This window comes from Nocardia camponoti (assembly GCF_014646135.1).
Taxonomy (GTDB): domain Bacteria; phylum Actinomycetota; class Actinomycetes; order Mycobacteriales; family Mycobacteriaceae; genus Nocardia; species Nocardia camponoti.
This window is the reverse complement of sequence record NZ_BMMW01000005.1, coordinates 16,477-40,545: the sequence shown is the minus strand read 5'-3', so window position 1 is coordinate 40,545 and position 24,069 is coordinate 16,477. Positions and strand designations below refer to the sequence as shown.

At 63.3% G+C, this 24,069-nt stretch carries 24 protein-coding genes; 3 read left to right on the top strand and 21 right to left on the bottom strand.

Annotation, left to right across the window (positions count from 1 at the left end; translation table 11 throughout):
• Positions 1 to 42: 42 nt before the first annotated feature.
• Positions 43 to 1,305 (top strand): Fic family protein, encoded by a 1,263-nt coding sequence (locus IEX78_RS21245; protein ID WP_188830817.1) that lies wholly within the window; start codon positions 43 to 45, stop codon positions 1,303 to 1,305.
• A gap of 162 nt (positions 1,306 to 1,467) precedes the next feature.
• Here the strand turns inward: IEX78_RS21245 and IEX78_RS21240 are convergent, their stop codons facing one another.
• Entirely contained in the window at positions 1,468 to 2,100 is a 633-nt protein-coding gene (locus IEX78_RS21240; RefSeq protein ID WP_229684198.1) for an LON peptidase substrate-binding domain-containing protein, read from the bottom strand.
• Between the two features lie 292 nt (positions 2,101 to 2,392).
• Here IEX78_RS21240 and IEX78_RS21235 point away from each other — a divergent pair, with 292 nt between their 5' ends.
• Complete coding sequence (locus IEX78_RS21235; protein ID WP_229684196.1) at positions 2,393 to 2,683, top strand: helix-turn-helix transcriptional regulator; 291 nt, start codon at positions 2,393 to 2,395, stop codon at positions 2,681 to 2,683.
• A 395-nt stretch (positions 2,684 to 3,078) separates the two neighbouring features.
• Here the strand turns inward: IEX78_RS21235 and IEX78_RS21230 are convergent, their stop codons facing one another.
• The 19 genes from IEX78_RS21230 to IEX78_RS21140 all read right to left on the bottom strand — a co-directional run bounded on the left by IEX78_RS21230 (position 3,079) and on the right by IEX78_RS21140 (position 18,824).
• Entirely contained in the window at positions 3,079 to 3,669 is a 591-nt protein-coding gene (locus IEX78_RS21230) for a Uma2 family endonuclease (protein ID WP_268240922.1), read from the bottom strand.
• Between the two features lie 50 nt (positions 3,670 to 3,719).
• Positions 3,720 to 5,543: an acetate--CoA ligase gene (gene acs, locus IEX78_RS21225; protein ID WP_229684195.1), complete on the bottom strand. Its 1,824-nt coding sequence runs from the start codon at positions 5,541 to 5,543 to the stop codon at positions 3,720 to 3,722.
• A gap of 61 nt (positions 5,544 to 5,604) precedes the next feature.
• Positions 5,605 to 7,236: a monocarboxylic acid transporter gene (locus IEX78_RS21220; protein WP_188830815.1), complete on the bottom strand. Its 1,632-nt coding sequence runs from the start codon at positions 7,234 to 7,236 to the stop codon at positions 5,605 to 5,607.
• Positions 7,233 to 7,586 carry a DUF485 domain-containing protein gene (locus IEX78_RS21215; RefSeq protein WP_188830814.1) on the bottom strand — a complete coding sequence of 118 codons (354 nt, stop codon included), beginning with the start codon at positions 7,584 to 7,586 and terminating at the stop codon, positions 7,233 to 7,235. Before IEX78_RS21215 ends, IEX78_RS21220 begins: the two co-directional genes overlap by 4 nt.
• 83 nt (positions 7,587 to 7,669) lie before the next feature.
• Positions 7,670 to 9,454, bottom strand: a complete 1,785-nt coding sequence (locus tag IEX78_RS21210) for a sodium/solute symporter (protein WP_188830813.1) — start codon at positions 9,452 to 9,454, stop codon at positions 7,670 to 7,672.
• Entirely contained in the window at positions 9,454 to 9,807 is a 354-nt protein-coding gene (locus IEX78_RS21205) for a hypothetical protein (protein WP_229684194.1), read from the bottom strand. The genes IEX78_RS21210 and IEX78_RS21205 overlap by 1 nt, the downstream gene beginning before the upstream one ends.
• Positions 9,804 to 10,583 carry a LytR/AlgR family response regulator transcription factor gene (locus IEX78_RS21200; RefSeq protein WP_188830812.1) on the bottom strand — a complete coding sequence of 260 codons (780 nt, stop codon included), beginning with the start codon at positions 10,581 to 10,583 and terminating at the stop codon, positions 9,804 to 9,806. The genes IEX78_RS21205 and IEX78_RS21200 overlap by 4 nt, the downstream gene beginning before the upstream one ends.
• Positions 10,584 to 10,627: 44 nt before the next feature.
• Positions 10,628 to 11,776 (bottom strand): sensor histidine kinase, encoded by a 1,149-nt coding sequence (locus IEX78_RS21195; protein WP_188830811.1) that lies wholly within the window; start codon positions 11,774 to 11,776, stop codon positions 10,628 to 10,630.
• A gap of 128 nt (positions 11,777 to 11,904) precedes the next feature.
• Positions 11,905 to 12,450, bottom strand: a complete 546-nt coding sequence (locus IEX78_RS21190; RefSeq protein ID WP_188830810.1) for a hypothetical protein — start codon at positions 12,448 to 12,450, stop codon at positions 11,905 to 11,907.
• Positions 12,451 to 12,503: 53 nt separating this feature from the next.
• Positions 12,504 to 12,836: a hypothetical protein gene (locus tag IEX78_RS21185; RefSeq protein WP_188830809.1), complete on the bottom strand. Its 333-nt coding sequence runs from the start codon at positions 12,834 to 12,836 to the stop codon at positions 12,504 to 12,506.
• Between the two features lie 3 nt (positions 12,837 to 12,839).
• Positions 12,840 to 13,517, bottom strand: a complete 678-nt coding sequence (locus tag IEX78_RS21180; RefSeq protein ID WP_188830808.1) for an ESX secretion-associated protein EspG — start codon at positions 13,515 to 13,517, stop codon at positions 12,840 to 12,842.
• Positions 13,514 to 14,851 (bottom strand): hypothetical protein, encoded by a 1,338-nt coding sequence (locus tag IEX78_RS21175; protein WP_188830807.1) that lies wholly within the window; start codon positions 14,849 to 14,851, stop codon positions 13,514 to 13,516. Before IEX78_RS21175 ends, IEX78_RS21180 begins: the two co-directional genes overlap by 4 nt.
• Positions 14,852 to 14,853: 2 nt before the next feature.
• Complete coding sequence (locus IEX78_RS21170; protein ID WP_188830806.1) at positions 14,854 to 15,453, bottom strand: DUF3558 domain-containing protein; 600 nt, start codon at positions 15,451 to 15,453, stop codon at positions 14,854 to 14,856.
• Between the two features lie 29 nt (positions 15,454 to 15,482).
• Complete coding sequence (locus IEX78_RS21165) at positions 15,483 to 15,821, bottom strand: hypothetical protein (RefSeq protein WP_188830805.1); 339 nt, start codon at positions 15,819 to 15,821, stop codon at positions 15,483 to 15,485.
• Between the two features lie 175 nt (positions 15,822 to 15,996).
• Entirely contained in the window at positions 15,997 to 16,683 is a 687-nt protein-coding gene (locus IEX78_RS21160) for a hypothetical protein (protein WP_188830804.1), read from the bottom strand.
• Positions 16,684 to 16,780: 97 nt separating this feature from the next.
• The gene (locus tag IEX78_RS21155) at positions 16,781 to 17,413 is read right to left on the bottom strand and encodes a DUF3558 domain-containing protein (protein WP_229684226.1); all 633 of its coding nucleotides are present in this window, start codon (positions 17,411 to 17,413) and stop codon (positions 16,781 to 16,783) included.
• The gene (locus IEX78_RS21150) at positions 17,413 to 17,769 is read right to left on the bottom strand and encodes a hypothetical protein (RefSeq protein WP_188830802.1); all 357 of its coding nucleotides are present in this window, start codon (positions 17,767 to 17,769) and stop codon (positions 17,413 to 17,415) included. The genes IEX78_RS21155 and IEX78_RS21150 overlap by 1 nt, the downstream gene beginning before the upstream one ends.
• A gap of 84 nt (positions 17,770 to 17,853) precedes the next feature.
• Positions 17,854 to 18,492 carry a DUF3558 domain-containing protein gene (locus IEX78_RS21145; protein WP_188830801.1) on the bottom strand — a complete coding sequence of 213 codons (639 nt, stop codon included), beginning with the start codon at positions 18,490 to 18,492 and terminating at the stop codon, positions 17,854 to 17,856.
• Positions 18,489 to 18,824 carry a hypothetical protein gene (locus tag IEX78_RS21140; RefSeq protein WP_188830800.1) on the bottom strand — a complete coding sequence of 112 codons (336 nt, stop codon included), beginning with the start codon at positions 18,822 to 18,824 and terminating at the stop codon, positions 18,489 to 18,491. Before IEX78_RS21140 ends, IEX78_RS21145 begins: the two co-directional genes overlap by 4 nt.
• A 290-nt stretch (positions 18,825 to 19,114) precedes the next feature.
• Between IEX78_RS21140 and dnaE the strand changes: the two genes are divergently transcribed.
• Positions 19,115 to 22,660 (top strand): DNA polymerase III subunit alpha, encoded by a 3,546-nt coding sequence (gene dnaE / locus IEX78_RS21135; RefSeq protein ID WP_188830799.1) that lies wholly within the window; start codon positions 19,115 to 19,117, stop codon positions 22,658 to 22,660.
• Here the strand turns inward: dnaE and IEX78_RS21130 are convergent.
• Entirely contained in the window at positions 22,634 to 23,914 is a 1,281-nt protein-coding gene (locus IEX78_RS21130; protein ID WP_188830798.1) for an ATP-binding protein, read from the bottom strand. The genes dnaE and IEX78_RS21130 overlap by 27 nt on opposite strands.
• Positions 23,915 to 24,069: the final 155 nt, after the last annotated feature.

Here is a 24,069-nt window from a genome sequence, read left to right as displayed (position 1 = left end):
TTATTAAAGGTTAGCCGCTAACCTTTAATAAGGAGGTGCGCGATGGCGGAGTTCGTCTCACGTGAATGGGTCAGCGCGTTCGACCGGGGTGGGCTGTCGCGACGCGACCGTAGCGGCGGCACGTATCAGGCGTATGTGCCCGATCCGCTGGTCGGGCGCGCGTTTGTGCTTGACGGACTCACCAGCGCGGACGTCGCCGACGCCGAGGTTGCGATCACCCGCCTTGACGTGGAGTCGACGTCGCTTGCCAACACCGAAGCGCTATCCCGGTTGTTGTTACGGGCGGAAGCGGTCGCTTCGTCGCGAATTGAGGGACTCGAGGTTGGTGCGCGGAGGCTGCTGCGCGCGCAGGCGGCAGCGCAGTTCGACGAGCCAAGCTCTGACGTCACGGCCACCGAGGTGCTTGCCAGTATTGATGCGATGGCCGCGGGCGTGCGAAGCGTTTCCCAAGGTGAGCTGATCACCGAGTCGGCCTTGCTCGACGTGCACCGTCGACTGCTCGCTGGTTCGCGCCTCGCGGAACACGGTGGTCGCTACCGCGATCAGCAGAACTGGATCGGCGGCAGCACCTACAACCCGCGATCGGCGGTGTACGTGCCACCGCCAGCCGAACTCGTTCCCGCGCTGATGCGCGATCTTGTCGAGTTCAGCAATGCGGACACTCTGCCCGCCGTCGCGCAGGCGGCGATCGCTCATGCGCAGTTCGAGACGATCCACCCGTTTGTCGACGGGAACGGGCGGGCTGGGCGTGTGTTGATTCATCAGATCTTGCGTCGACGCGGGCTCGCTGACCGGGTGATCGCGCCGATCTCTTTGGTGCTCGCTACTCGAACACGCGATTACATCGATGGGCTCAACGGTTATCGCCATGTGGGCGAAGGGGATTCGGGCGCCGCGATTGCTGGGGTCAACGAGTGGGTTGGCCGGTTCGCTGCCGCGTGCACGAAAGCGGTCGCCGACGCGCGCGTTTTTGACGCGAGAATCGTTGCGCTGATTGAGGATTGGCGCGCACGGTTGGGTTCGCTCCGTGCCGACTCGACCGCGTCACTGCTGCTTCCGCACCTAGTCGGGGCACCGATCGTGACGGCTCCGACGGCGGCCACGCTCACTGGACGGAGCTTCCCCTCGGCCAGCGCGGCGATCGAACGGCTTGTTGAAGCTGGTGTGCTGCGCCAGGTTTCGGTTGGCCGACGCAACCGGGCGTATGAGGCGGCTGAGGTGTTCGCGGTCTTCACCGACCTGGAGCGTTGTCTCGCGAATCCTGATGGAAATACGCGACTTCCGTCGCGACCCGTGCCGCGCTGAGTTTCCTCGCTCGCTCAGTCGCGGACTGGGCTTCACACTCACGTTCGGCGGGCCAAGGGGGTTGCGCGGCACGAGGGTCACGGCCGGTCTTGCGCGGGGGCCGTACGCGTGGCGTGATGGCGGCAAGCCCGGGTTCAAGTGCGAAAGCGCCACGCTCGACGCCTATTGCAAACGGAAGCGCAGGATGGCGATGGCGTCGTCAACTGCCGTGATCAGTGCCGCCAAGCGCGTTGTCGGGTCGGGGGCGGCGAGGGCCGCCTGGCGGTCGGTCGCGCCGATGGGTAAGCGGGCGCAGATTTCGTAGGAGCGCTCGGTGGGATCCGTCGGGAGTTTGGTGAGTGCGGACGGCAGGGTTGGGCGGCGGATGCCCGCCTTCTTCGCGGCCGTGATGGTGAGGTTGCGGAGCTCGTCAACGCGGGTGGTGAGGTCGGCGAGCAGCGTGGTGTCGTCGAGACCGGGTTCGTCGGGCCACAGCATGACGTCGGCGATGGGGTACGGGTCGTCGGGCAACCAGGTGTTGATCCGAATGCGTTCGGTGCCCGTCGCACGCACCCGAAACCGCTTGCCAGGCAACTCAACAACATTGGTGAGCCCGGCAATGGTCCCCACGTCCGTCCGCACGTCCCCACCCCCCACTTCGCGCCCCCGAGCGATAAGCACGACCCCAAACTCAGGCTCACTTTCCCCATCAAGACACCGCTCAAGCAGCGCGACATAACGCGGCTCAAACACGTTCAACGAAAGCGACTCCCCGGGCAAAAGCACGGCCCCGAGCGGGAACATGGGCATCTCCATTGCCCCATCATGGGGGAGACCCCGCCAATTGTCGTTGGCGAGCCCGTCAGTCGCTGATGCACCAGGCGATGGGCTGCGATCGCGGAGCGCCCACATTGGGGACGGTGGCGAGAAGCCCCACTCGCGGCGACCACAAGACTGTGAGCTGGAACACACCCATTGGAGATACTATCTCTGCTGGCAGTATCCGAACTGGAAGTATTGCACTGGGGATTTAATCCAGCGTCCGTGCGGGCGATGCCTTTAGTCACCTTGGTGATCGAAATATCGCTCTTTGCGCCATTGATCATTGATGAACGAAATTTCGATCATCGACGCTCGCGAACGCTATGATCGAAATATGGATCAGTTGCGTGCTCTGACGGCTGGAGAGCTAGGTCAAGCTGTGCGTCGGGCCCGGGAGCAGCGGGGACTGCAGCAGGCCGAGTTGGCCGAGCGAGTCGGAGTGACGCGAATGACGGTGTCGCGGTTAGAACGGGGCGAAGGCGTCAGCATGGAAACGGCGATGCGCGCCTTGTCGGAGTGCGGATACGAGGCTGTCCTTGTGCCCAAATTCAGTCGAGTAACTGTCGAAGGGCGGTGACGATGGCACAGAAGAAGGCGGGCCTAGACGTTTTGGCTCTACGGGACCCGCGTCGCGCATCTAGACGTTCGGCGTCCGCGATGTCGTTCTCGGGGCCGGCGCGCTGCATCCCCACGAAGCCGTGCGGCGCGCCACGCTGAAAGCGGGAATCGCGATGGACCTCTTCGACGCGGGAGCTGTGTTGTTCGCAGCCCGGCAGGGCATGCCCAATCGAGCCGCGCACATCGGTGTGGTGATGGCGGGTAGTGCGGCTTTCTTCGCTGCAGTCGGGCCAATCCTGTTGCGGCGCATACAGGTCCGGTGGCGTAGACCCTATGCGGTCAGTCGCTCGATGAGCGCAACCATCTGATCGGTGGTCATCGGCTGGGCACGGAATGCGCCGGGCGGTGATTTCTTCAGTAGTCCAGTTCCTCCCACGTGAGGGTCAAGGGGAAGGGGTGGCCGAGTTCGATTTCGGGGTGAACGTCCGGTGACCACTCGCTGACCAGTGCGTACTGCCGTGGGCGCAAAGGGGTGACGCCCGCAGGGAGGTCGGTCGGGGTGGCGAGGACGTAGGTGAGGATGGTGTCGATCCGGCGACCTTGCTTGTCTAGCAACACTTCCCAGTACTCGCTGATGCCCGCCTCGGCGTAGCGAGCTTGCTTCGTCAGCATCTGCCCGATGTGGTTTGAGGGCGAAAGGACCTCGCCAACGATCACGACATCTTCGGCGAAAATGGGTGTCCACGGCTCGTCGGGGCAGTGGTAGACCATGAAATCCGGGGTCAGGAAGTCGTCTTTGGCGCGGCTGAGGAAGACATTGGTTTCGGTATCAACCTGCCAGCACTCGCCTGGATTGACTTTCATGCTTCGCCTTGCGGCGGCTTCCAGCGCGTTGCGCAGTCGGGTGGCGAAGCGCTGATGCTCGGGCGGACCCGAAGGAGCCGACATCCGCTTCTCCCCTCGAATCGGCGCACTACGGGCTTGCTGGGTCGGGTGCGAGTCTATCGCGAGGGCGCGACAGGCCCCGCGCGCCCATCACGCGCGGGGCCCAACCTCTATCCCCGAGCAATCGCCTCGAAAACCGTCGGGTCTACCAACGTCGACGTGTCGCCCAATTCCCGACCATCGGCCACATCGCGCAACAACCGGCGCATGATCTTCCCGCTTCGGGTCTTCGGCAGTTCCGGCACCAAATGGATCTCGCGCGGGCGCGCGATCGGGCTAATCTCCAGCGACACAGCCGATTTCAGCTCGCCAACCAAGGCGTCGTCAGCCACTGCCGCGCCTGTCAAAATCACGAAGGCCACGATGCCCTGGCCCGTCGTCTCGTCGGAAGCCCCGACCACCGCCGCCTCAGCGACCGACGGGTGGCCGACCAGCGCCGACTCCACTTCCGCTGTCGAAATGCGGTGGCCCGACACGTTCATCACGTCGTCAACGCGACCCAAAATCCACAGGTCACCGTCATCGTCGCGCTTGGCACCGTCGCCCGCGAAATACCAACCCTGCTCCGCGAAACGCTGCCAGTACGTTTCGCGGAAGCGGTCCATGTCGGCCCAAATGCCGCGCAACATCGACGGCCACGGTTCGGTGATCACCAACAGCCCAGAATCGCCGTCGCCCAACGGTTTTCCGTCGTCGTCGGCCACAGCCGCGCTCACCCCGGGCAGTGGTCGCATCGCCGCGCCCGGCTTCACCTCCGTGCCCGGCAGCGGCACAATCATGATCGCGCCCGTCTCGGTCTGCCACCACGTATCGACCACCGGAACCTGGTCTGCGCCAAGCACTTCCCGATACCACCGCCACGCTTCGGGGTTGATTGGCTCGCCAACCGAACCCAGCAACCGGATCGAGGAAAGGTCGTGCGAATCGGGGATCTCGCGACCCCACTTCATGAACGTCCGAATCAGCGTCGGCGCGGTGTAATAGATTGTCACGCCGTACTTTTCGATGATCTCGAAATGCCGATGCTCATTCGGGAACACCGGCGTGCCCTCGTAAACCACCTGCGTCGCGCGATTGGCGAGCGGCCCGTACACGATGTAACTGTGCCCGGTGACCCACCCGATGTCGGCGGTGCACCAGTACACGTCCTCGCCGGGACGGTGGTCGAAAACCGCGCGGTGGCTGTAGCTCGCCTGGGTCAAATAGCCGCCGCTGGTGTGCAGAATGCCCTTCGGTTTACCGGTCGTTCCCGACGTGTAGAGGATGAAAAGCGGGTGCTCGGCTCCGAACGCGGCCGCCTCGTGCGAAGGTGAAGCGAGCGCGACGGTTTCGTCCCACCACAGGTCACGCCCGGTCGTCCACGGCACGTCGAGCCCAACACGCCGCACGACGAGCACGTGCTCGACCGACGTCGGGTCGTCGCCCAACGCCTCGTCGACCGCGTACTTCAACGGCGCGGCCGAACCCCGCCGCCACTGCCCGTCGGTGGTGACAATGAGCTTCGCTTCGGCGTCGTCAACGCGCTGTCGCAACGCCGTCGGCGAAAACCCAGCGAACACCACCGAATGCGTCAACCCGAGCCGCGCGCACGCCAGCATCGTGACAATCGCCTCGGGCACCATCGGCATATACACCGCGACCCGGTCACCCGCGACGAGCCCCAACGCGGTGAAAGTGTTCGCGGCACGCGACACTTCGGCCAACAACTCGGCGTAAGTGATCGCACGCGAATCGCCCGGCTCGCCCTCCCACAGGATCGCGACCTGGTCGCCAAACCCGTCGAGCACATGCCGATCGAGGCAGTTGTACGCGACGTTGAGTTCACCGTCGCCGAACCAGCGCGCCACCGGCGCGTCCGACCAATCAAGAACCTCGGTAAACGGCTTGTGCCAGTGCAATTTTCGAGCCTCGTCAGCCCACAGTTCCGCAGTCACCAGTAAATCTCCTCAAAAATCTAGGCGCCGGCGGCCAAGATTGACCACCGGCGCACACGCGTCAGTGCGAGATCGCCTTCTCCGCGCCAACGCCAGTCAACGCACGTACTTCCATTTCCGCATCCTTGGCCAGGTCAGACCCGCCGCGACCGCCGACAAAGGTGCCAACAACGCCGAGCGCGAACGCGAGCGGAATCGACACGATGCCCGGGTTCGACAGCGGGAACCAGGCGAAGTCGCTGCCGGTGATCATCGACGTCTTGCTGCCAGAAACGGCAGGCGAGAACACGATGAGCACGATCGTCGAAAGCAGCCCGCCATACATCGACCACAGCGCGCCGGTGGTGTTGAACCGCTTCCAGAACAGCGAATACAGGATGGTCGGCAGGTTCGCCGCCGCCGCGACCGCGAACGCGAGCGCGACGAGGAACGCGATGTTCTGCCCGTTGGCGAGGATGCCGAGGCCGATCGCGAGGATGCCGATCACGACCGCGGTGATCCGCGAGACGCGCACCTGCTTGTCTTCGTCGACGTTGCCCTTCTTGATCACGCTCGCGTAGATGTCGTGGGCGAAGCTGGCTGACGCGGTGATGGTGAGCCCAGCGACCACCGCGAGGATCGTCGCGAACGCGACCGCGGAGATAATCCCAAGCAGCACAACGCCTCCCAGCTCAAACGCGAGCAGCGGGGCGGCCGAGTTCTGTCCGCCTGCGGCGGCGAGGATCTTGTCCGGGCCGACGATCGCGGCGGCACCGTAGCCGAGCACCAGCGTGAACAGGTAGAACGCGCCGATCAGGCCGATCGCCCACACCACCGAGCGACGCGCTTCCTTGGCGGTCGGGACGGTGTAAAACCGCATGAGGACGTGGGGGAGACCAGCCGTACCGAGGACGAGGGCGAGGCCGAGTGAGACGAAGTTGAGCTTCGACGTGCCACTGCCGCCGTATTGCGCGCCGGGCGCGAGCACGTCACGCGCGGCGACCGCCTTCGCCTTGGCCGCGCTCACCGATTCCTGCGCCGAACCGAGGATGTCGGAGAGGTTGAAACCGAACTTCGACAGCACCATGACCGTCATCAGGCCAGCGCCCGCGATCAGCAGCACGGCCTTGATGATCTGCACCCATGTCGTGCCCTTCATGCCGCCTACCAGCACGTACACGATCATCAGCACGCCGACGGCCGCGATAACGACCGACTGACCGGTCTTCGACGACACGTCAAGCAACAGGGCGACGAGCCCGCCAGCGCCCGCCATCTGCGCGAGCAGATAGAACAGCGAAACGGTGAGCGTGGTCAACGCGGCCGCGGTGCGAACCGGACCTTCCTTGAGCCGGAAGCTCAACACGTCGGCCATCGTGAATTTGCCAGTGTTCCTGAGCATTTCGGCAACGAGCAGCAGCGCGACAAGCCACGCGACGAGGAAGCCGATCGAGTAGAGGAACCCGTCGTAGCCGTAAACGGCGATCGCGCCCGCGATGCCAAGGAAGCTCGCCGCCGACAGGTAGTCGCCCGCGATCGCGATGCCGTTCTGCGGGCCGGAGAAGCCGCGCCCACCGGTAAAGTAGTCCGACGCGCTCGCGTTATTGCGGCTCGCGCGAATGACGACCACCATCGTGACCGCGACGAAGAGCGCGAAAATCGCGATGTTGGCGAGCGGTTCGCCAACGGTTGTTGCTGCGGCGAGCGTGTTCACGCGCGGCCTCCTTCCATCTGCTCGCGGATCGCGGCGGCGCGCGGGTCGAGCTCACGGTTTGCGAAACGGACATACAGCCCGGTGATCAGGAACGTCGAAACGAACTGGCCGAGGCCGAGCAGCAGTCCGACGTTGATGTTGCCGACGACCTTGTGCGCCATGAAGTCATGCGCGTACGCGCCGAGCAGCACGTAGACGAAGTACCAGGTGAGGAAGATCGCGGTCATCGGAAAGATGAAGCGGCGCAAGCGAGTTCGCAATTCTTGGAACTCGGGGCTCGCCTGCACTGCGAGAAAATCGTCGGCGCTTGGCGCCGGGTCGGGCGCTTTAGCGGTGTCGGTATCGGTCACGGGAGTTCCTAGCGTCAATCAAACGAGCGTGGGTGAACTGACGGTAGGGCCGCGACCATGAGCCTTTGGTGATGTGGCGTGGGTCACTCGGCGAAGGTGGGTTTTGGTGCGGTGAGCGGTCGATTGACGGCGGTAAGCGGTTGACGGTCAGCGCCAACCCCAAGCCGTTCTGGCGCGTGCATGCGCACGAAAATGCTCGCGATCGCCCTGGGGTCTTGGCGTTTCGTTCGCAAGCTGACCAGCACCGATACCGCGAACGCGAGCGGCACGCTCACCGCGCCGGGATAGTCGACGATCGCGGCGAGCCAGCCATTGGCGACCGTGGGCGAGACGCCACCGGCGACGGCGAGGACGGTCGCGCCGCCCGACGTAAGACCGCCCGCGAGCATGCCCGCCGCCGCACCCGTCGCGGTGAGGCCGCGCCACCAAATGCCAAGCACGAGAAGGGGGCACAGCGTTGACGCGGCGACGGAGAAGGCGAGCGCGACGGTGCGCGACAGGTCGAGCGACGTGACCGTCACCGCGAGCACAAGCGGAACAATGCCCGCGACGGCGGCGGCCAGTCGGAAGTCGCGGATGCGGCCGCGCGACACGTCGGTGCTCAACACGCCAGCCAAGCTCACGAGCAGACCCGATGACGTCGAAAGGAACGCCGCGATCGCGCCCGCTGCCGCCAGCGCGGCGAGTAGTCGCGCGCCGATGCCGTCGAAAACGGCGGTCGGAACGAGGACGACCGCCGCATCCGACGCGCCCGTGATCAGTAGCTGCGGCACATACAGTCGCGCGAAAATGCCAAGGAGAATCGGGAAAAGATAGAAAAGGCCGACGAGGCCGATAACCGTGCGGGCCGTGCGCCGCGCCGACGCCCCGTCGCGGTTGGTGTAAAAGCGGACGAGCACGTGGGGGAGTCCCATTGTCCCGAGGAATGTCGCGATGATCAGCGAAAACACCTGGTAAGTGGGGTGTGGTCCGCCGAAGCCGCCGCCCGGACTCGCCCATTCGTGGCCCGCGTTGGGCGCGCCCGCGATCACCGGGACTTGCGCGCCCGCGTCGAGGATGAGGGTGGTGCCGTTGCCCAGGGTGTGGTCGCCGGGGGTGAGTTCGGTTGGGCCGTTGACGTCGACGTTGTCGAGGGTGCCGGTGATGCGGACGCGCTCGGGCTGGTCGACGTGGACTCGGACGTCGGTGGTGATGTCGACCGTTGTTGTCTGTTCGACGGTCGGGCCGAGTGTGCTCACGACCGGCCGGTCTTCGGTGAGGAAGTGCGCGCAGAGCGCGAGGGCCGGGATCGCGACGGCGGTGAGTTTCAGCCAATACTGGAAGGCCTGGACGAGTGTCACCGACCGCATGCCGCCGCCGATCACGTTCGCCGTCACGATCGCGCCAACCGCGACCGCGCCGACCCACGCTGGCACCCCGAGCAAGAGATGCAGCGTGAGCCCAGCGCCCTGGAATTGCGGGATCAAATAAACCCCACACACCAGCACGACGAGCACAGCGGCCATGCGCCGCAAGCGAAGTGAGCCGAGCCGGAACTGGGCGAAATCGGGCACGGTGTACGCGCCTGACCTGCGGAGGGGCGCGGCGACGAACATCAACAGTCCGACGTAACCAGCGGTGAAGCCGACCGGGTACCAGAGCGCGTCGGCCCCGTACTTCGCGATGAGTCCCGCGACGCCGAGAAATGATGCGGCCGATAGGTATTCGCCCGAAACCGCAGCCGCGTTCCACCGCGACCCAACCGACCTCGACGCGACGAGAAAGTCAGATGTCGTGCGCGACAACAGGACTCCGTAGAGGCCGATGCCGATCGTCGCGAGCGCGGCCAGGGTGAGCGCGAAGATGGTGAGCGTGGGCGTCGCGGTCATTAGTCTGCGCTGACGACGCGCGCGAAGTCGTCTTCGTTGCGTTGGGCGAGGCGCGTGTAGAGGTGGCCGACCGCATAGAGCGCGGGGAAGGCGAGCGCGCCGAGGATGAGCCAGGGGAGTCGGACGCCCGCAACGGTCGCGTTGGCTACCGGGTCAACGGCGAAAAGCAGTGGGAGACAGCCAAATCCGATGACAACGACAAGACTGATTCTCAGCGCGAGGCCTAGCTGTGCGCGGATGAGCCCACCGATGAGGGCAGCGCCGAGTTCGGTTTGCTCGACGACTTCGGTTCGGGTGCGGACCTGGCGCGCACCGCGTCGTCGGGCAAGGACGACGCGTTCGCGTTGGGTCACCGCTGCGTCCAGTTCTGGCGCGGGGCGTGGATGAGGCGCTGCTTGAGTTCGCGCACCTGGCGACGGCTCACGGGAAGTTCGATTGCGGACGAGTGGTTTCCGCCGAGACAAACGAACGTTCCGCTTCCTACCGTCCGCAGGCCCGTCACCAGGTGTAATGCGATCAAGTACGAGCGGTGCACGCGCAGAAAGCCCGCGTCGGCCCAACGAGTTTCCAACGCCGACAACGGGATTCGCACCAGATGTGACGCGGTCGCGGTGTGGAGGCGGGCGTAGTCGCCGTCGGCTTCGACCCACGCGACGTCCGCGCGATTAACCAGGGTGGTGACGCCAGCCAGTTCGACCGGGATCACGTCGGTCGGTGGTTGCGCTGTCGGCTGTTTGACGCGGGCGGCGGCGATCCGGCGGACCGCTTCGGCGAGGCGCGCGGTGCGCAGCGGCTTCAGCAGATAGTCGACGGCACCGAGGTCGAACGCGGCAACGGCGTGGTCGTCGTGGGCGGTGACGAACACGATCGCGGGTGGGTCGGCGAATCCGCCGAGGATGTCGGCCAGTTCCATGCCGGTGAGGCCGGGCATGTCGATGTCGAGGAACACCGCGTCAATGCGATGACCGCGCAGCAACCGCAACGCCGCCGTGGCTTCGGAAGCTCGATGGATCGTGCCGACGCCCGGTTGGCCGCCCAACAGGTACACGAGTTCGTCGAGGGCAGGGCGCTCGTCGTCGACGGCTAGCACGTGCAATGTCGAATCGGGGTCATCGGTGTTCTGGCTCACAACGCCCCTATCGTAACCGGGCGGTGTTTCGCGCGGCTCAGGAATCAGGCACGCACACCAGCGCGGAACTTCGGCACCCGCAGGCTCACCTTCGTGCCAGCGCCTGGGGCCGTTTCGACGACGAGCCCGTAGTCATTGCCGAACGCGGCGCGCAGCCGGTCGTCGACGTTGGCCAACCCGACGTGCGCGGACTCGCGACCGTCGACGGCGTCGAGTTCGCCGGATCGCAGCAGCTCAGGGTCCATGCCGATGCCGTCGTCTTCGACGCTGATCAGGCAATCGGTGCCCGCGTCGGTCGCGGTGATGGTCAGCAGACCGCCACGAGCGCCGCCTGCGAGCCCGTGCCGGATCGCATTCTCGACAAGCGGCTGCAACGCGAGAAACGGGAGGACGACACCGAGCACTTCGGGCGCGATAGTGAGCCTGACCTCCAGTTTGTCGCCGAATCGTGCCTGCTCAAGCGCGACATAGCGTTCGATATTGCGCAGTTCGTCGGCGAGGACGGTGAACTCGCCTGCCGCGCGAAACGAGTAGCGAGTGAAGTCGGCGAATTCGATGATCAGCTCACGGGCGCGGTCGGGGTCGGTGCGGACGAACGAGGCAATGGTGTTGAGGGCGTTGTAGATGAAATGCGGACTGATCTGGGCGCGCAGCGCACGCACTTCGGCCCGGTCGACGCGGGCGCGAGCGGCATCGAGTTCGGCGAGTTCAAGCTGTCCGCAGGCGTAACGGGCTACCTCGGCGGCCGCGCCAAGGACGCCGGGACCGGGTTTGCCCGCGACGACGATCCCGAGCACCCCGAGCGCTGGGCCGCTGTCGGGGGTGAGCGGTTGGGCGATGAGGGTGTGCTCGTCGCCGTTGACGAGGACGGCGCGCTCCTCTTTGAGCGCTCTGCGCGCGGCGGTGGTGAAGTCGGCCTGCGTGCCGTCCCAGGTGAGGATTTCGCCATCGGCGTCGGCGATGGCGAGCCCGTCGGCCCCCGCGAGCTGCCGGAGGTGCGGCGCGGCTTCGGCAGCGGACCCTTTCGTGAGCCCGCGTCGCAGCGGCATGGCGGCGAGGGACGCGGTGTGCAGCGCGTCATGCACGGCCCGTTGGGCGGGAGTGGTGACGACGCGTTGGGTGCGGCGCCAGACGAACAGCGCGATGAGCAGCACCAGCACGGTGGCGATGAACGCGGTTGCGGTGGTGGTCATGGTCGCCTTTACGTCGGTTGGACCCCGAGTATGCGTGTTAGCGGGCACGGAATTGTAGGCATTGAGCTGTTCCTCACCGCCGCTTGTTCCCGACCGTCATCGCGACCCCTCACCTCGTTGTGCGCACATTATTGCGCCCGCTTCTCAGGGGGTATCTTCACGATTATCTGGGATGCGAGATCGACTAGCTTCTCCTGGGTTATTGCCTCGGACTCTTGAACGCCGCCGCCCTGTGGCTCGTCGTACCGAAGCCGGAACCACGCTTGGCCATCCGACAGGTTGACCTTGATATCGCAGACTGGCCGGATGGGTCTGCCAGCGACGCCATTGGGGAAACACCGAGTCTCGCCATTCATGCCTGCGATCAAAAATGGCCGGAACGGCACCGCGGGGTAATCGTGATTCCATTCTGTACTGATTGCCACCAAGAAATCGAATGAATCTATTTCGTGCGACTCTGAGGTCTGGTGACGGAAATTGCATCCGCGCGATGCAGGGGTTTCTGAACGAGGAGATGAGGCGGTATGCATGTCCTCAATTTTGGTTAAGGTTAGTTGATTTCTGCGCTCGAAATCTCCTAATACGTCATCACAGAGCTTCATTGCTGTTGGGTAGATTAGTGGCTGCTCTGTTGGAGTGGCGTCGTTATCGGTCTGGAGGATCGCTACGGTCACCCCCAGTCCCGCAGCCAGCGCTGCGGTGCAACATAACACGGATGTCCGTAGTGTCATTTGGGGTTCCCCGTGCCTTCGGTGTACTTTTTCGCCTCATCGCCTGACATGTATAGGCGCTCTGTGAGTGCGCTTCGGAATGCTGTTTCGTAGGCGCCCGTGTAACCGCCTAGATTCGCGTCCGCAAGGATTCCGTTTACTGCGGACCGCGCGCTGCCGCCGGTCAACGCGCTGGCAGGAAGAGGTTTTCCGTCCCCGTCGAATTTGGGCTCAGGATTGAATTCTTCGATTTCTTTGTCGTAGCCATCGTGCCTGAGGACATCGAGTGCCTGGTTCGCGATGGGAGCGCCCGGGGCGCGGTTCGGATGAGTTCGCTGGTCTTCTGGCATCTGTTAGATCTGTGCGAGTTTGAGGATTGCTTCCACTACCACCGATTTGTCTGCCGGGCGTAGGTGCACCTCGTTGTAGTGGTGGTAGCTCAGGTAGCGGCCGTCGCCGGTTACGTCGAACCAGGTCAGGTAGTTCGCTGGGGCACCCGGGCGGGGGTGGACCTCGATGTGGCCGCTTCGGTGGCGGCGGGCTCGGGTTAGGCGGTCGATTTTTGCCGTCGGGGCGTTGGCGGGGCGGTGCCAGTCGTCGTAAAAGGCGGCGACGCGGTCCATGTCCTCGCGCAACGGGGCCGTTCGGCCTGGTTTTTCGTCGCCCATGAAAGTCGCGATGGCGCGGGCCACCATGTTCGCGCTGCCCGCGAACAATTCGACTGCGCCCGTGCTGGTTTGGTGCAGGACAGCACCTCGTCCTTGCGCGCACGCGCCATACACGCGAACCGGTTCACCCGCAGTGTGGAACAGGGCGAGCGTGGTTTCCGGGGCAGCGGCGAGGCGCAGGACGGCGGAGAGTTCGTCGTCCGCGCCCGTTGGGTAGCGGCGTTGCGCTGCGGCGGCCAGTGCGTCGCCCTCGTCGGCCCACTTCGCTACCGAGCCCATCGTGAGCGGGAAAGGCACACGGTCGGTTCGGGTTTCGCTATTCCACACGTGTACGAACTCGTCCGGGGTGAAGGTCCAGCTCACGGTAGTTGCTCCGCGTGGTCGGCATCGTCCGCGTCGGCGAGGCGCGTCGCGGGGGCGTCCGCGCCGATTGCTTGCGGCACGAACACCGCGGTGGCCAGGAGTTCGGGCTGGACGCCGCGCAAGTAGTCGGGGATTTTGTGTTCGTTGTCGTCTTCGCCCTTGGCGCCCCGTGCGCCGGGAGCCATCATGCCGGGCATGCCCATACCGCGACCTGCACTCTGTGTCGCCGCTGACAGGCCGGAAGTGCTTGCGGCCGGGACCTTTTGGCCGCTACCGGGGACGGCTTTGCCTGGTGACGGGGTGCCCGTGGTGCCGGGTGACCCTGGCCTGCCACCTGTGCCGCCGGGCAGACCTGATCCGCCGGGCGTTATGCCTGCCGGGGAGGTGCCGGGCGTTGTGCCGTTTGGGGTCGTGGAAGGTGTTGTCCCGCTCGGGTTTTGGTTCTTGTTGGCCGTGCTGTCGTTGGTTGTGTTCGCGGCTTGCGTGTCGGCTGGGTCGTCTGTGGTGCTGTTGCCTGGGGTCTCGGGGGTGGTGTCGCGTGGGTTGGTCGCGCCGTCAGTTTTCGGGCTGTCGCCGGTGTTCGCGTTCTTCCCGCCAGTTCCGCCGCCGCCATTGCCGTTCGCGCCGCCACCGGGGCCCGAAGTGTCACCGCCACCAGGCTGACTCGGCGCGACGAAGCTCGGCACCTTGTCGCCCGACGGCTTGAACGTGGGGTTGAAGAGCGTGTTCATCGCGGCGACCGCTTCCAGGCGCGCGGCTTCTTTCTTCTTCTCCAGATCCGCCGCCGAACTCGCGATACTCGGATCGATGATCAGCGCGGTCGCCGCTGGCAATTCGGCAAGCGACGCCTGGGGCGCCACCGTGCCCGTAACCGGCGGCGGCACCGCGATTTTCGTCGACTCCGCGCCGTACGCTGCGGCTTTCACGCGGTGCCCAGTGGTGGAGACGACCGTAGAAATATCGGTGGCGTCGGTGATGAGCCGCTTACCCGCTTCGGCAGCTGCGGTCGCCATCGCACCCTTCATGTCCGCACTGGCTCGCCCAACTTGAATCCACAACCCCGTGACCGCGCCGGAAATCTCGGAAGCAATAGCCAGCCATTTATCGCCGAATTGTTGCATGGTACCGGGCTGCATTAATTGCACATTGTTGTAAATGTAAGAATGGTCGGCACCATCGAATTTTTCGGGAATGGGAATGTAGTCCGGGTCGGTCCCGTTGTGCTTCAACGACTGTTGTTGGCGTTCGGCGCCCGCTTGCTGGCTGCGCCCGAGGTCGACAGGGCGGACGATCGCCCCGCCGCCTACATCAGTGAGCTTTGATCCGTCCCCCACGGTCAGTTCTCCTTGCCGATAGATTTCTCTACTACGGATGCGATGTGGTCGAGGTTGGTGCACGGGTCGACCCCGCGCTGTTCGCCCAAGGTTTTTACCGCTTGGGTGATGAAGACAACGCCGACTTTCGTGCGCATGTGAATCTCGCAAGTGCCGGCCCCGCCCTGGACCCCACCGGGATCCTGCCCGCGGGCGGCTTGTCTGCCATTGACCTCGGTTGCTTGCAGCCAGTTACCGTTTTTCTGCTGATCCTCGTCCCAGGTGACATTTCCTGAGTTGATACGCAACGACGTGGTGTAGTCGTTTGCCTGAAAGCGGCATGACAGGAAGGTGTACTCCGCTACGAGGTCGGTGCCGCGTTCTCTCGATCGGTCGGCGTACCCGATTGCGGTGATGTCGTCGGGCATCATCCAAGTGCACGGATCGAACACAACATGGGGGCGAGCGGTGGACCGCGTGTACTTGTTGTCCTGATCCGGCGGCTGGACTTTCGGATCGGTCAGCGTCGGCCGGACGGACCCGGGAGCGGCCTCGGTCGACTCGGGAGCGGTAGCAGTCCCGGACACGGAAGAGCAGGCAGCGAGGGCAATCGCCCCAGCCATCAGCGTGCCCGCCGTTACCGCCCGTGTCGCTACCACGGGTGGACCGCTTTGATCGCAGCGGCGTTGAGTGAGTCGGCCTCGCCGAGAATATCCGCGGCCGTGAGGTGGGCACGAGCCATCGACAGCGTCGCGGATTTCAGCTGCAACAGGACCTCGCCAAGGTCTACCGCCTTGGTCGCGAAACCCCGCTGTAACTGCTTCGCGGACTCGATCCCGCCGAAGCCGGAAATCTGCCTGAGCTCACGTGCAGCGTCGATCCACGCATCGCACTGCTCAGCAAACCGAAAGTACGCCGACGCAACGGTGCGCGCCGACTCGGGATTGATCTCCAACTGCCCCGAATTAACCGCGCCCCACATCTGAGACACAGCACTATCGCCAACCGCCATTACAAGCCCCCTCCGCGTTAGCTAACATCCCCTTCGTTCAGTGATCACCAAACGGTAACAGCGCTGGTGACACGAGGCAAGCGCCGTTTTGCGAGAACTCTGAGCAGCCGAATTGCTGCACGGGTGATGCGCGCCGGAACCCAAACTGATTGCGCTACTTGTGCGCTGGGAGCGGTTCTGGGGGTTGCTGGATAAATGGGTCCGGTCTGAACGGGTCGCAGATGGCGTGCGCCTCGTCATTGAGCGGCAGGGTAGTGCGGCTAATTAGCAGTCGCGGCCCAGACGAGGTAGCTCCGGTACCGTCTGGACCTGATGTGAGAACAACCGTCGCGGTGCTTGCATACTGCGCCCACGTTGGGAATCCCAGCTTCAGCTGACCGGCCTCGCCTGGGTAGTAAACGCCAGGGGTGTCGTAGTTACACACCGACACCTCCCAAGAGATTCGGTCAATTTCGCGGACGTTTACGGCGCGAATCAATTCGCCGCCCGTTCCCTCCATGACGTTTGAAGGCATCCATTCGGGTTTGTTGTTCGCGGTGACAATCGACAGCAGTTCGTGCGGAACCTCCTCCTGGTGGCTGATCATCCAGTCGCTGTGCAGTAGTTCCCATTTGATCGCAATCTCTGCTGCGGGCACCCCTGTGCCGGCGATCGAGGGAACTACATCCTGCACTGTGCGTACCCCGGGATACGGGAAATTCTTGGTCGTTACTGTTGTGCTGGTCGTCGACTCGAGGGGTGCAACGGCTCCATGGCCTGAGCATGCGGCGGTAAGCGAAAGTGCCGCGGCGATCACCGTCGTCAAGAGCGTCATTGAAGTCTTCGCCACCGTCAGTCTCATTTCTGAGACTCTGGCCCGTGCAGGCTGCGCCCGAGGTCGACAGGGCGCACGATCGCCCCGCCGCCTACGTCAGTGAGCTTTGATCCGTCCCCCACGGTCAGTTCTCCTTGCCGATAGATTTCTCTACTACGGATGCGATGTGGTCGAGGTTGGTGCAGGAGTCAATTCCGCGCTTTTCCCCGAGTGTTGAAAGTGACTGAGTAACAAAGACGACTCCAACCCTTGTGCGCATATGTATTTCGCAGGTTGGGGAACCCGCCTTGCTGGTGGCCGGATCCTGTCCGTGCGCCGCCTGTCTGCCGTTGACCTCGGTGTTCTGCAGCCAGGAACCGTTCTTCTGCTGGTCCTCGTCCCAGGTTACGTTGCCTGAGTTGATGCGCAATGTGGTCGTGAATTCGGGTGTCTGAAAGCGACACGACAGGAAGGAGTATTCAGCGACAAGGTCGATGCCGCGTTTTCTCGACCGCTCGTCGTATCCAATGCTGGCGACGTCGTCGGGCATGAACCATGTGCACGGATCGAAAACGACGTGCGGGCGACCGGTCGACCGCGTGTACTTGTTGTCCTGATCTGGCGGTTGGATTTTCGGATCCGTCAACGTGGGTCGAACGGGGGCGGGTTCTGGTGTAGTCGACTCCGGCGTGGTAGCCGTGCCGACCACGGACGAACAGCTAGCGACGACGATCGCCCCGAGTGCCAATGCGGCTGACCTGGCGTAGCGCACAGACATCACTGGCCGACCGCCTTGATCGCGGCTGCGTTCAGTGAGTCCTCTTCGCCGAGGATGTCCGCAGCGGTGAGATGCGCCTGTGCCATCGATAAAGTCGCGGACTTCAGTTGAAGCAGGACATCGATGAGGTCTGAGGCCTTGGTCGCGAAACCGTGCTGCAGCTGCTTGGCGGACTCGATCCCGCCGAAGCCGGAGATCTGCGTGAGCTCGCGCGCATTATTCAGCCACCCATCACACTGCTGCGCAAACCGAAAGTAGGCCGACGCAACCTCGCGCGCCGACTCCGGATTGATCTCCAACTGCCCCGAATTAACCGCGCCCCACATCTGAGACACAGCACTATCGCCAACCGCCATGAGAGCCCCCTCCACGTTGAACTAGCGATCCCCTTCGATCACCAAACGGTAACAGCGCTGGTCAGGTGAGGCAAGCGCCGACGGTCAGTTCTCCTTGCCGATAGATTTCTCTACTACGGATGCGATGTGGTCAAGGTTGGCGCAGGGGTCGATGCCGCGTTGTTCACCGAAACTGCGCAGGAGTTGCGAGACGAGGACGACGCCCACCTTGGTTCTCATATGAATTTCGCAGCTATCTTTGCCTGCCGTAGCCGAGTTGGGGTCTTGCCCCTGACTGGCCTGTCGACCGTTGACATTTGCTTCGCGAAGCCATGAACCGTTCTTTTGCTGATCCTCGTCCCACGTCACATTTCCCGAGTTGACGGCGAGGGTGGTGTTCATGTCCTCGGATTCGAAGTGGCAGGAAAGAAAACTGTACTCAGCGACAACGTCGACGCCACGTTTGCGGGTGTTTTCCAAATAGCCAATGCTGGCAAGGTCCGCCGGCATAATCCACGTGCAGGGGTCGAATACAACATGCGGGCGGCCGGTCGACCGCGTGTACTTGTTGTCCTGGTCAGGCGGCTGAATTTTTGGATTGGTCAGGGTCGGCCGAACAGTCGAGTTGTCGTGCACCGTAGACACGTCCGCTTCAGGCGTCGGCGCGGGATCAGATGTACACCCCATCAGGACGAACGCGGACGCAGCAACCGTCGCCAAGCTTGCGTGCGTTGCGCGAATCATGACTGGACTGCCTTGATCGCCGCAGCGTGCAGCGAGTCTGCCTCGCCTACGATGCGCGCGGCCGTGAGGTGCGCGTTAGCCATCGACTCAGCAGCGGATTTGAGCTGCCGCAGAACCTCCCCAAGGTCTCCTGCCTTTGTGGAGAACCCCTGCTGAAGCTGCTTCGCCGACTCCAAGCCACCAAATCCAGAAATCTGTTTCAGGCTGTGCGCTTCCGCTATCCACCCATCGCACTGCTGCGCGAACCGAAAGTACGCCGAAGCGACCTCGCGCGCCGACTCTGGATTGATCTCCAACTGCCCCGAATTAACCGCGCCCCACATCTGAGACACAGCACTATCGCCAACCGCCATGAGAACCCCCTCCACGTTGAACTAGCGATCCCCTTCGATCACCAAACGGTAACAGCGCCGATGACACTAGACAAGCGTCGACTGAGCGGCGCGCAACCGACGGCTTCGGCGCGGGAAAGTCTGTCACCTGCGACGATAGCCAATTGGCAGCGTCCTCAACCCCTCGATCGCCGAACTTGTCGGTGGGCGGTGCAAGACTGCTCGGCACAGTGCCCGTCGGTGATCCCCTAGAATCGCTGAGCCGCTCGCCGTACACAGGAAGGACCGTCTTGGCCCCGTCCGGATCGTTCGTTCACCTGCACAATCACACCGAGTACTCGATGCTCGACGGCGCGGCCAAGATTTCGCCGCTGTTCGCCGAAGCTAATCGGCTCGGGATGACGGCGGTCGGCATGACCGACCACGGCAACATGTACGGCGCGTCCGAGTTCTACAACTCGGCAACCAAGGCGGGCATCAAGCCCATCATCGGCATCGAGGCCTACATCGCGCCCGGTTCGCGCTTCGACACCAAGCGTGTCCAGTGGGGCGATCCCGGCCAAAAGGGCGACGACGTCTCGGGCTCGGGTGCCTACACCCACATGACGATGGTCGCCGAAAACGCGACCGGCCTGCGCAACCTGTTCAAACTGTCGTCGCTCGCCTCGATTGAAGGCCAGCTCGGCAAGTGGGCGCGCATGGACGAGGAAATCATCGCCGAGCACGCCGAAGGCATTATCGCCACGACCGGCTGCCCGTCGGGTGAGGTGCAGACGCGGCTGCGCCTCGGTCACGAACGCGAAGCCCTCGAGGCGGCCGCGAAGTGGCAAGAGATTTTCGGCAAAGACAACTTCTTCCTCGAAGTGATGGACCACGGCCTGTCCATTGAGCGAAGGGTGCGCGAGGGGCTGATCGCGATCAGCCACCAGCTCGAAATTCCGCCGATCGCGACAAACGACTGCCATTACGTCACCAAAGATCAGTCGACCAATCATGAAGCGCTGCTGTGCATTCAGACAGGTAAAACCCTGTCCGACCCCACGCGCTTCAAATTCGACGGCGACGGTTACTACCTCAAATCAGCCGCCGAAATGCGCGCGATCTGGGACGCGGAAGTGCCCGGCGCGTGCGACAACACCGAGCTCATCGGTGAACGCGTCCAGTCGTATGAAGACGTGTGGAAACACCGCGACCGCATGCCAGTCTTCCCAGTCCCCGAGGGGCACACGCAGGCCACCTGGCTGCGGAAAGAGGTGCTCGACGGCCTCGATCGCCGTTTCCCCGACGGGCCGCCGCAGGAATACCTCGCGCGCGCGGACTACGAACTCGGCGTTATTTGCGAAATGGGCTTCCCCGCCTACTTCCTCGTCGTCGGTGACCTGATTCGCCACGCGCTCGACGTGGGCATTCGCGTCGGCCCGGGTCGTGGTTCGGCCGCTGGCTCGCTCGTCGCGTATGCGATGGGCATTACCAATATCGACCCGATTCCGCACGGCCTGCTTTTCGAGCGATTCCTGAATCCCGAGCGCGTGTCGATGCCTGATATCGATATCGACTTCGATGATCGTCGTCGCGGTGAAATGGTTCGCTACGCCACCGAAAAGTGGGGCAGCGACCGCGTCGCGCAGGTTATTACCTTCGGCACTATTAAGACCAAGGCCGCGATTAAAGACTCCGCGCGCGTCCTTTTCGGCCAGCCCGGTTTTGCTATCGCCGATCAAATCACCAAGGCGCTGCCGCCGCCGATCATGGCGAAAGACATTTCGGTGTCGGGCATTACCGACCCCGATCACGAGCGCTATAAGGAAGCAGCCGAGGTTCGCGAGCTCATCGCCAACAACCCGGATGTCGCCAAGATTTATGAGACCGCGCGCGGTCTTGAAGGCCTGATCCGCAACGCGGGCGTGCACGCTTGTGCGGTCATTATGTCGTCGGAACCGCTCACCGACGCGATTCCGGTGTGGAAGCGCGCCCAAGACGGCGCGATCATCACCGGTTGGGATTACCCGTCATGTGAGGCCATCGGCCTGCTCAAGATGGACTTCCTTGGCCTGCGCAACCTCACCGTCATCGGTGACGCGTTGGAAAACATCAAGGCCAACCGCGGCATCGACCTCGACATGGATCATCTGCCGCTCGACGATCCCGCCACGTACGAATTGCTCGCGCGCGGTGACACGTTGGGCGTGTTCCAGCTCGACGGCAGCGCGATGCGCGATCTGCTGCGTCGCATGCAGCCCACCGGCTTCGAAGACATCGTCGCGGTGCTCGCACTGTATCGCCCGGGCCCGATGGGCATGAACGCGCACAACGACTACGCCGACCGCAAAAACGGGCGGCAAGAAGTTAAGCCGATTCATCCTGAGCTGGAAGAACCACTGAAAGAGATTCTCGCCGACACGTTCGGCCTGATCGTCTATCAGGAACAGATCATGCAGATCGCGCAGAAGGTCGCCGGGTATTCGCTCGGCCAGGCCGATATTCTGCGCCGCGCGATGGGTAAGAAGAAGCTTTCCGAGCTGGAAAAAGCTTACGCTGGCTTCCGTCAGGGCATGCTCGACAACGGGTTCTCTGAACCCGCGATTAAAGCGCTGTGGGACACCATTCTCCCGTTCGCCGGCTACGCGTTCAACAAATCGCACGCCGCCGGTTATGGTCTCGTCTCGTTCTGGACCGCGTATCTCAAGGCGAATTATCCCGCCGAATACATGGCTGGCTTGCTCACCTCAGTTGGTGACGATAAAGACAAGGCCGCGATTTACCTTTCGGATTGTCGCAAGATGGGCATCACGGTGCTGCCGCCGGATGTCAACGAATCCGAACTGAACTTCGCTTCGGTCGGTACCGACATCCGCTTCGGGCTCGGCGCGGTGCGCAACGTCGGTGCCAACGTGGTCGCGTCGATCATCTCCGCGCGCAAAGAGAAATCGAAATACACCGACTTCTCTGACTACCTGAACAAAATCGACGCCATCGCGTGTTCGAAGAAGGTCACCGAATCCCTCATCAAGGCAGGCGGATTCGACTCGCTCGGCCACCCGCGCAAGGGCTTGCTGCTGATCCATTCCGATGCGATCGACGCGGTGATGTCGACGAAGAAGGCCGAGGCCATCGGCCAATTCGACCTGTTCGGCGGCATGGACGACGGCGACGACTCGATGGCGTCGGTATTCAACGTGAAGGTGCCCGACGAAGAATGGGAAACCAAACACAAGCTGGCCCTTGAACGGGAAATGCTTGGTCTCTACGTTTCGGGGCACCCGCTCAACGGTGTTGAACACGTGCTCGCCGCCCAGGTCGACACGCCTATCCCGGCGATTCTCGAAGGCGACGTGAAGGACGGCGCGCAGGTGACCATCGGCGGCATTCTCGCCTCGGTCAACCGGCGCATTAACAAAAACGGCCTCGCGTGGGCGTCCGCGCAGCTGGAAGACCTCACCGGTGGTGTCGAGGTGCTGTTCTTCCCGCAGTCGTATCAGGTCTATGGCATGGACGTGGTCGAGGACGCCGTCGTTTTGGTGAAGGCACGCGTGTCGGTGCGCGACGACCGAATCTCGTTGATTGCCAACGATCTAGTTGTTCCCGACCTGTCCGCGATCGGCGTCGCGAAGCCGGTGGCGGTGGTGATGACAACGCGAATGTGCACCCCGGACAAGGTTGGCGAGTTGAAGAAGGTGTTGGCTCGGCACCCGGGAACGTCGGATGTGCACGTGCGCCACGTTGGTGCGCGCGACAAAACAACACTGCTGAAACTGGACGACGCATGGCGCGTCTCCCCGTCATCGGCATTGATGGGCGATTTGAAGGCCCTACTCGGCCCCGGCTGTTTGGGCTAGCCCAGCCGTTTCCCAGAGGGCCGAAATCGGAACAGCAAGCATCTTCGGCCCGAAGGAAAATGTCTGCTGACCAGTGTGAAAAACAATTCCGACGCGGAAATCGTCACCCAGCCGCTCGGCTAGGTGGCGGAGCCCACGGAAATCGCGGTCTGTGACGGTCGACGCTGCCTTCACCTCAATACCGACAACTTCGCCGCGACGATTTTCCAGTACCGCATCCACCTCGATCTGGTCACGGGTGCGGTAGTGGAAGAGTTCAACATCTTCGTCTGACCAGGTGATCTGTCGTGCAAGCTCAGAAAGCACGAATCCCTCAAGCAACCCACCGAACGCACTATCTGGGCGAAGGAGGCTCCGCGCGTCTGCCCCGAGTTGGTGCGCGGCGATTCCCGAATCGACAAAAGCTAGCTTCGGGGTGCTTGTCGCGCGGCTGCTGATGTTGCGTGACCAGGCCGGGATGCGTTTGACCAGGAAGACTTCTTCGAGCAACGCGAGATACCGCGTGACCGTTGACGCGCTAATGCCGAGTTCGTTGCTCAACGTGCTAATCGCGAGTAACTGTCCTGACCGAGCGGCGAGCATCTTCACCAACGCACGCATTTGGGTGGTGCGCTCTATTTCGGCGAGTTGGGTGATGTCACGTGCGATGAGGTCACCGAGATAAGAGCTGAAGAAGGCCCGACGGCGCTTCTCGTTGATCCGCGCGATTGCTTCTGGAAACCCTCCTCGCACAATGCGTTCCGCGTACTCGGCCCGGCTGACCGTCGACTCATGCCGCAGTTCGTCGCCGTGCGCGAACGCCGCGTCGATAAATCTGTCGGGTTTTCCGTCGATCTCACCCTGCGAAAACGGCCATAGCTCAACCGTCTCCATCCGGCCGACCAAGGTATCGGGCAGGGCTCGCAGTCCAAGCACGCGCGCCGATCCGGTGAGCAGGAAGCGACCTGGCCGAGGGTCGGTGTCGACGCGGGCTTTGATCGATAGCAGCAGTTCGGGAGCTCGCTGAATTTCGTCGATGATCATCGGTTCGCCGACATCGACAAACCCGTCCGGATCGGCAAGCGCGGCCTGGCGTGTTAGTGCGGTGTCGAGATCGCGCCACTGGGCGTCGCGGCCTTTGCCCGCGAGCCGAACGAGCGTGCTTTTTCCGCACTGTCGGGCACCGTTGATCAACACCACACGCGTGTCGTCCATCGCCTCACTCACGACAGCTTCAGCGTGCCGAGGAACCGCAGGTCCAAGCAGGGTGTGCATCGAAAATCCGCCTTTCGCACCTCGGCTGGTGGTGAATCTGCCGCTAGTCTACTGGTGAATCTGCCGCTAGGTTGCTGGTGAAGCTGCCGCTAACCTTGTGGTGAATCTGCCGCTGGAGTCCTGGTGGATCTGCCGCTGCTCGCGTGGTGAACTTG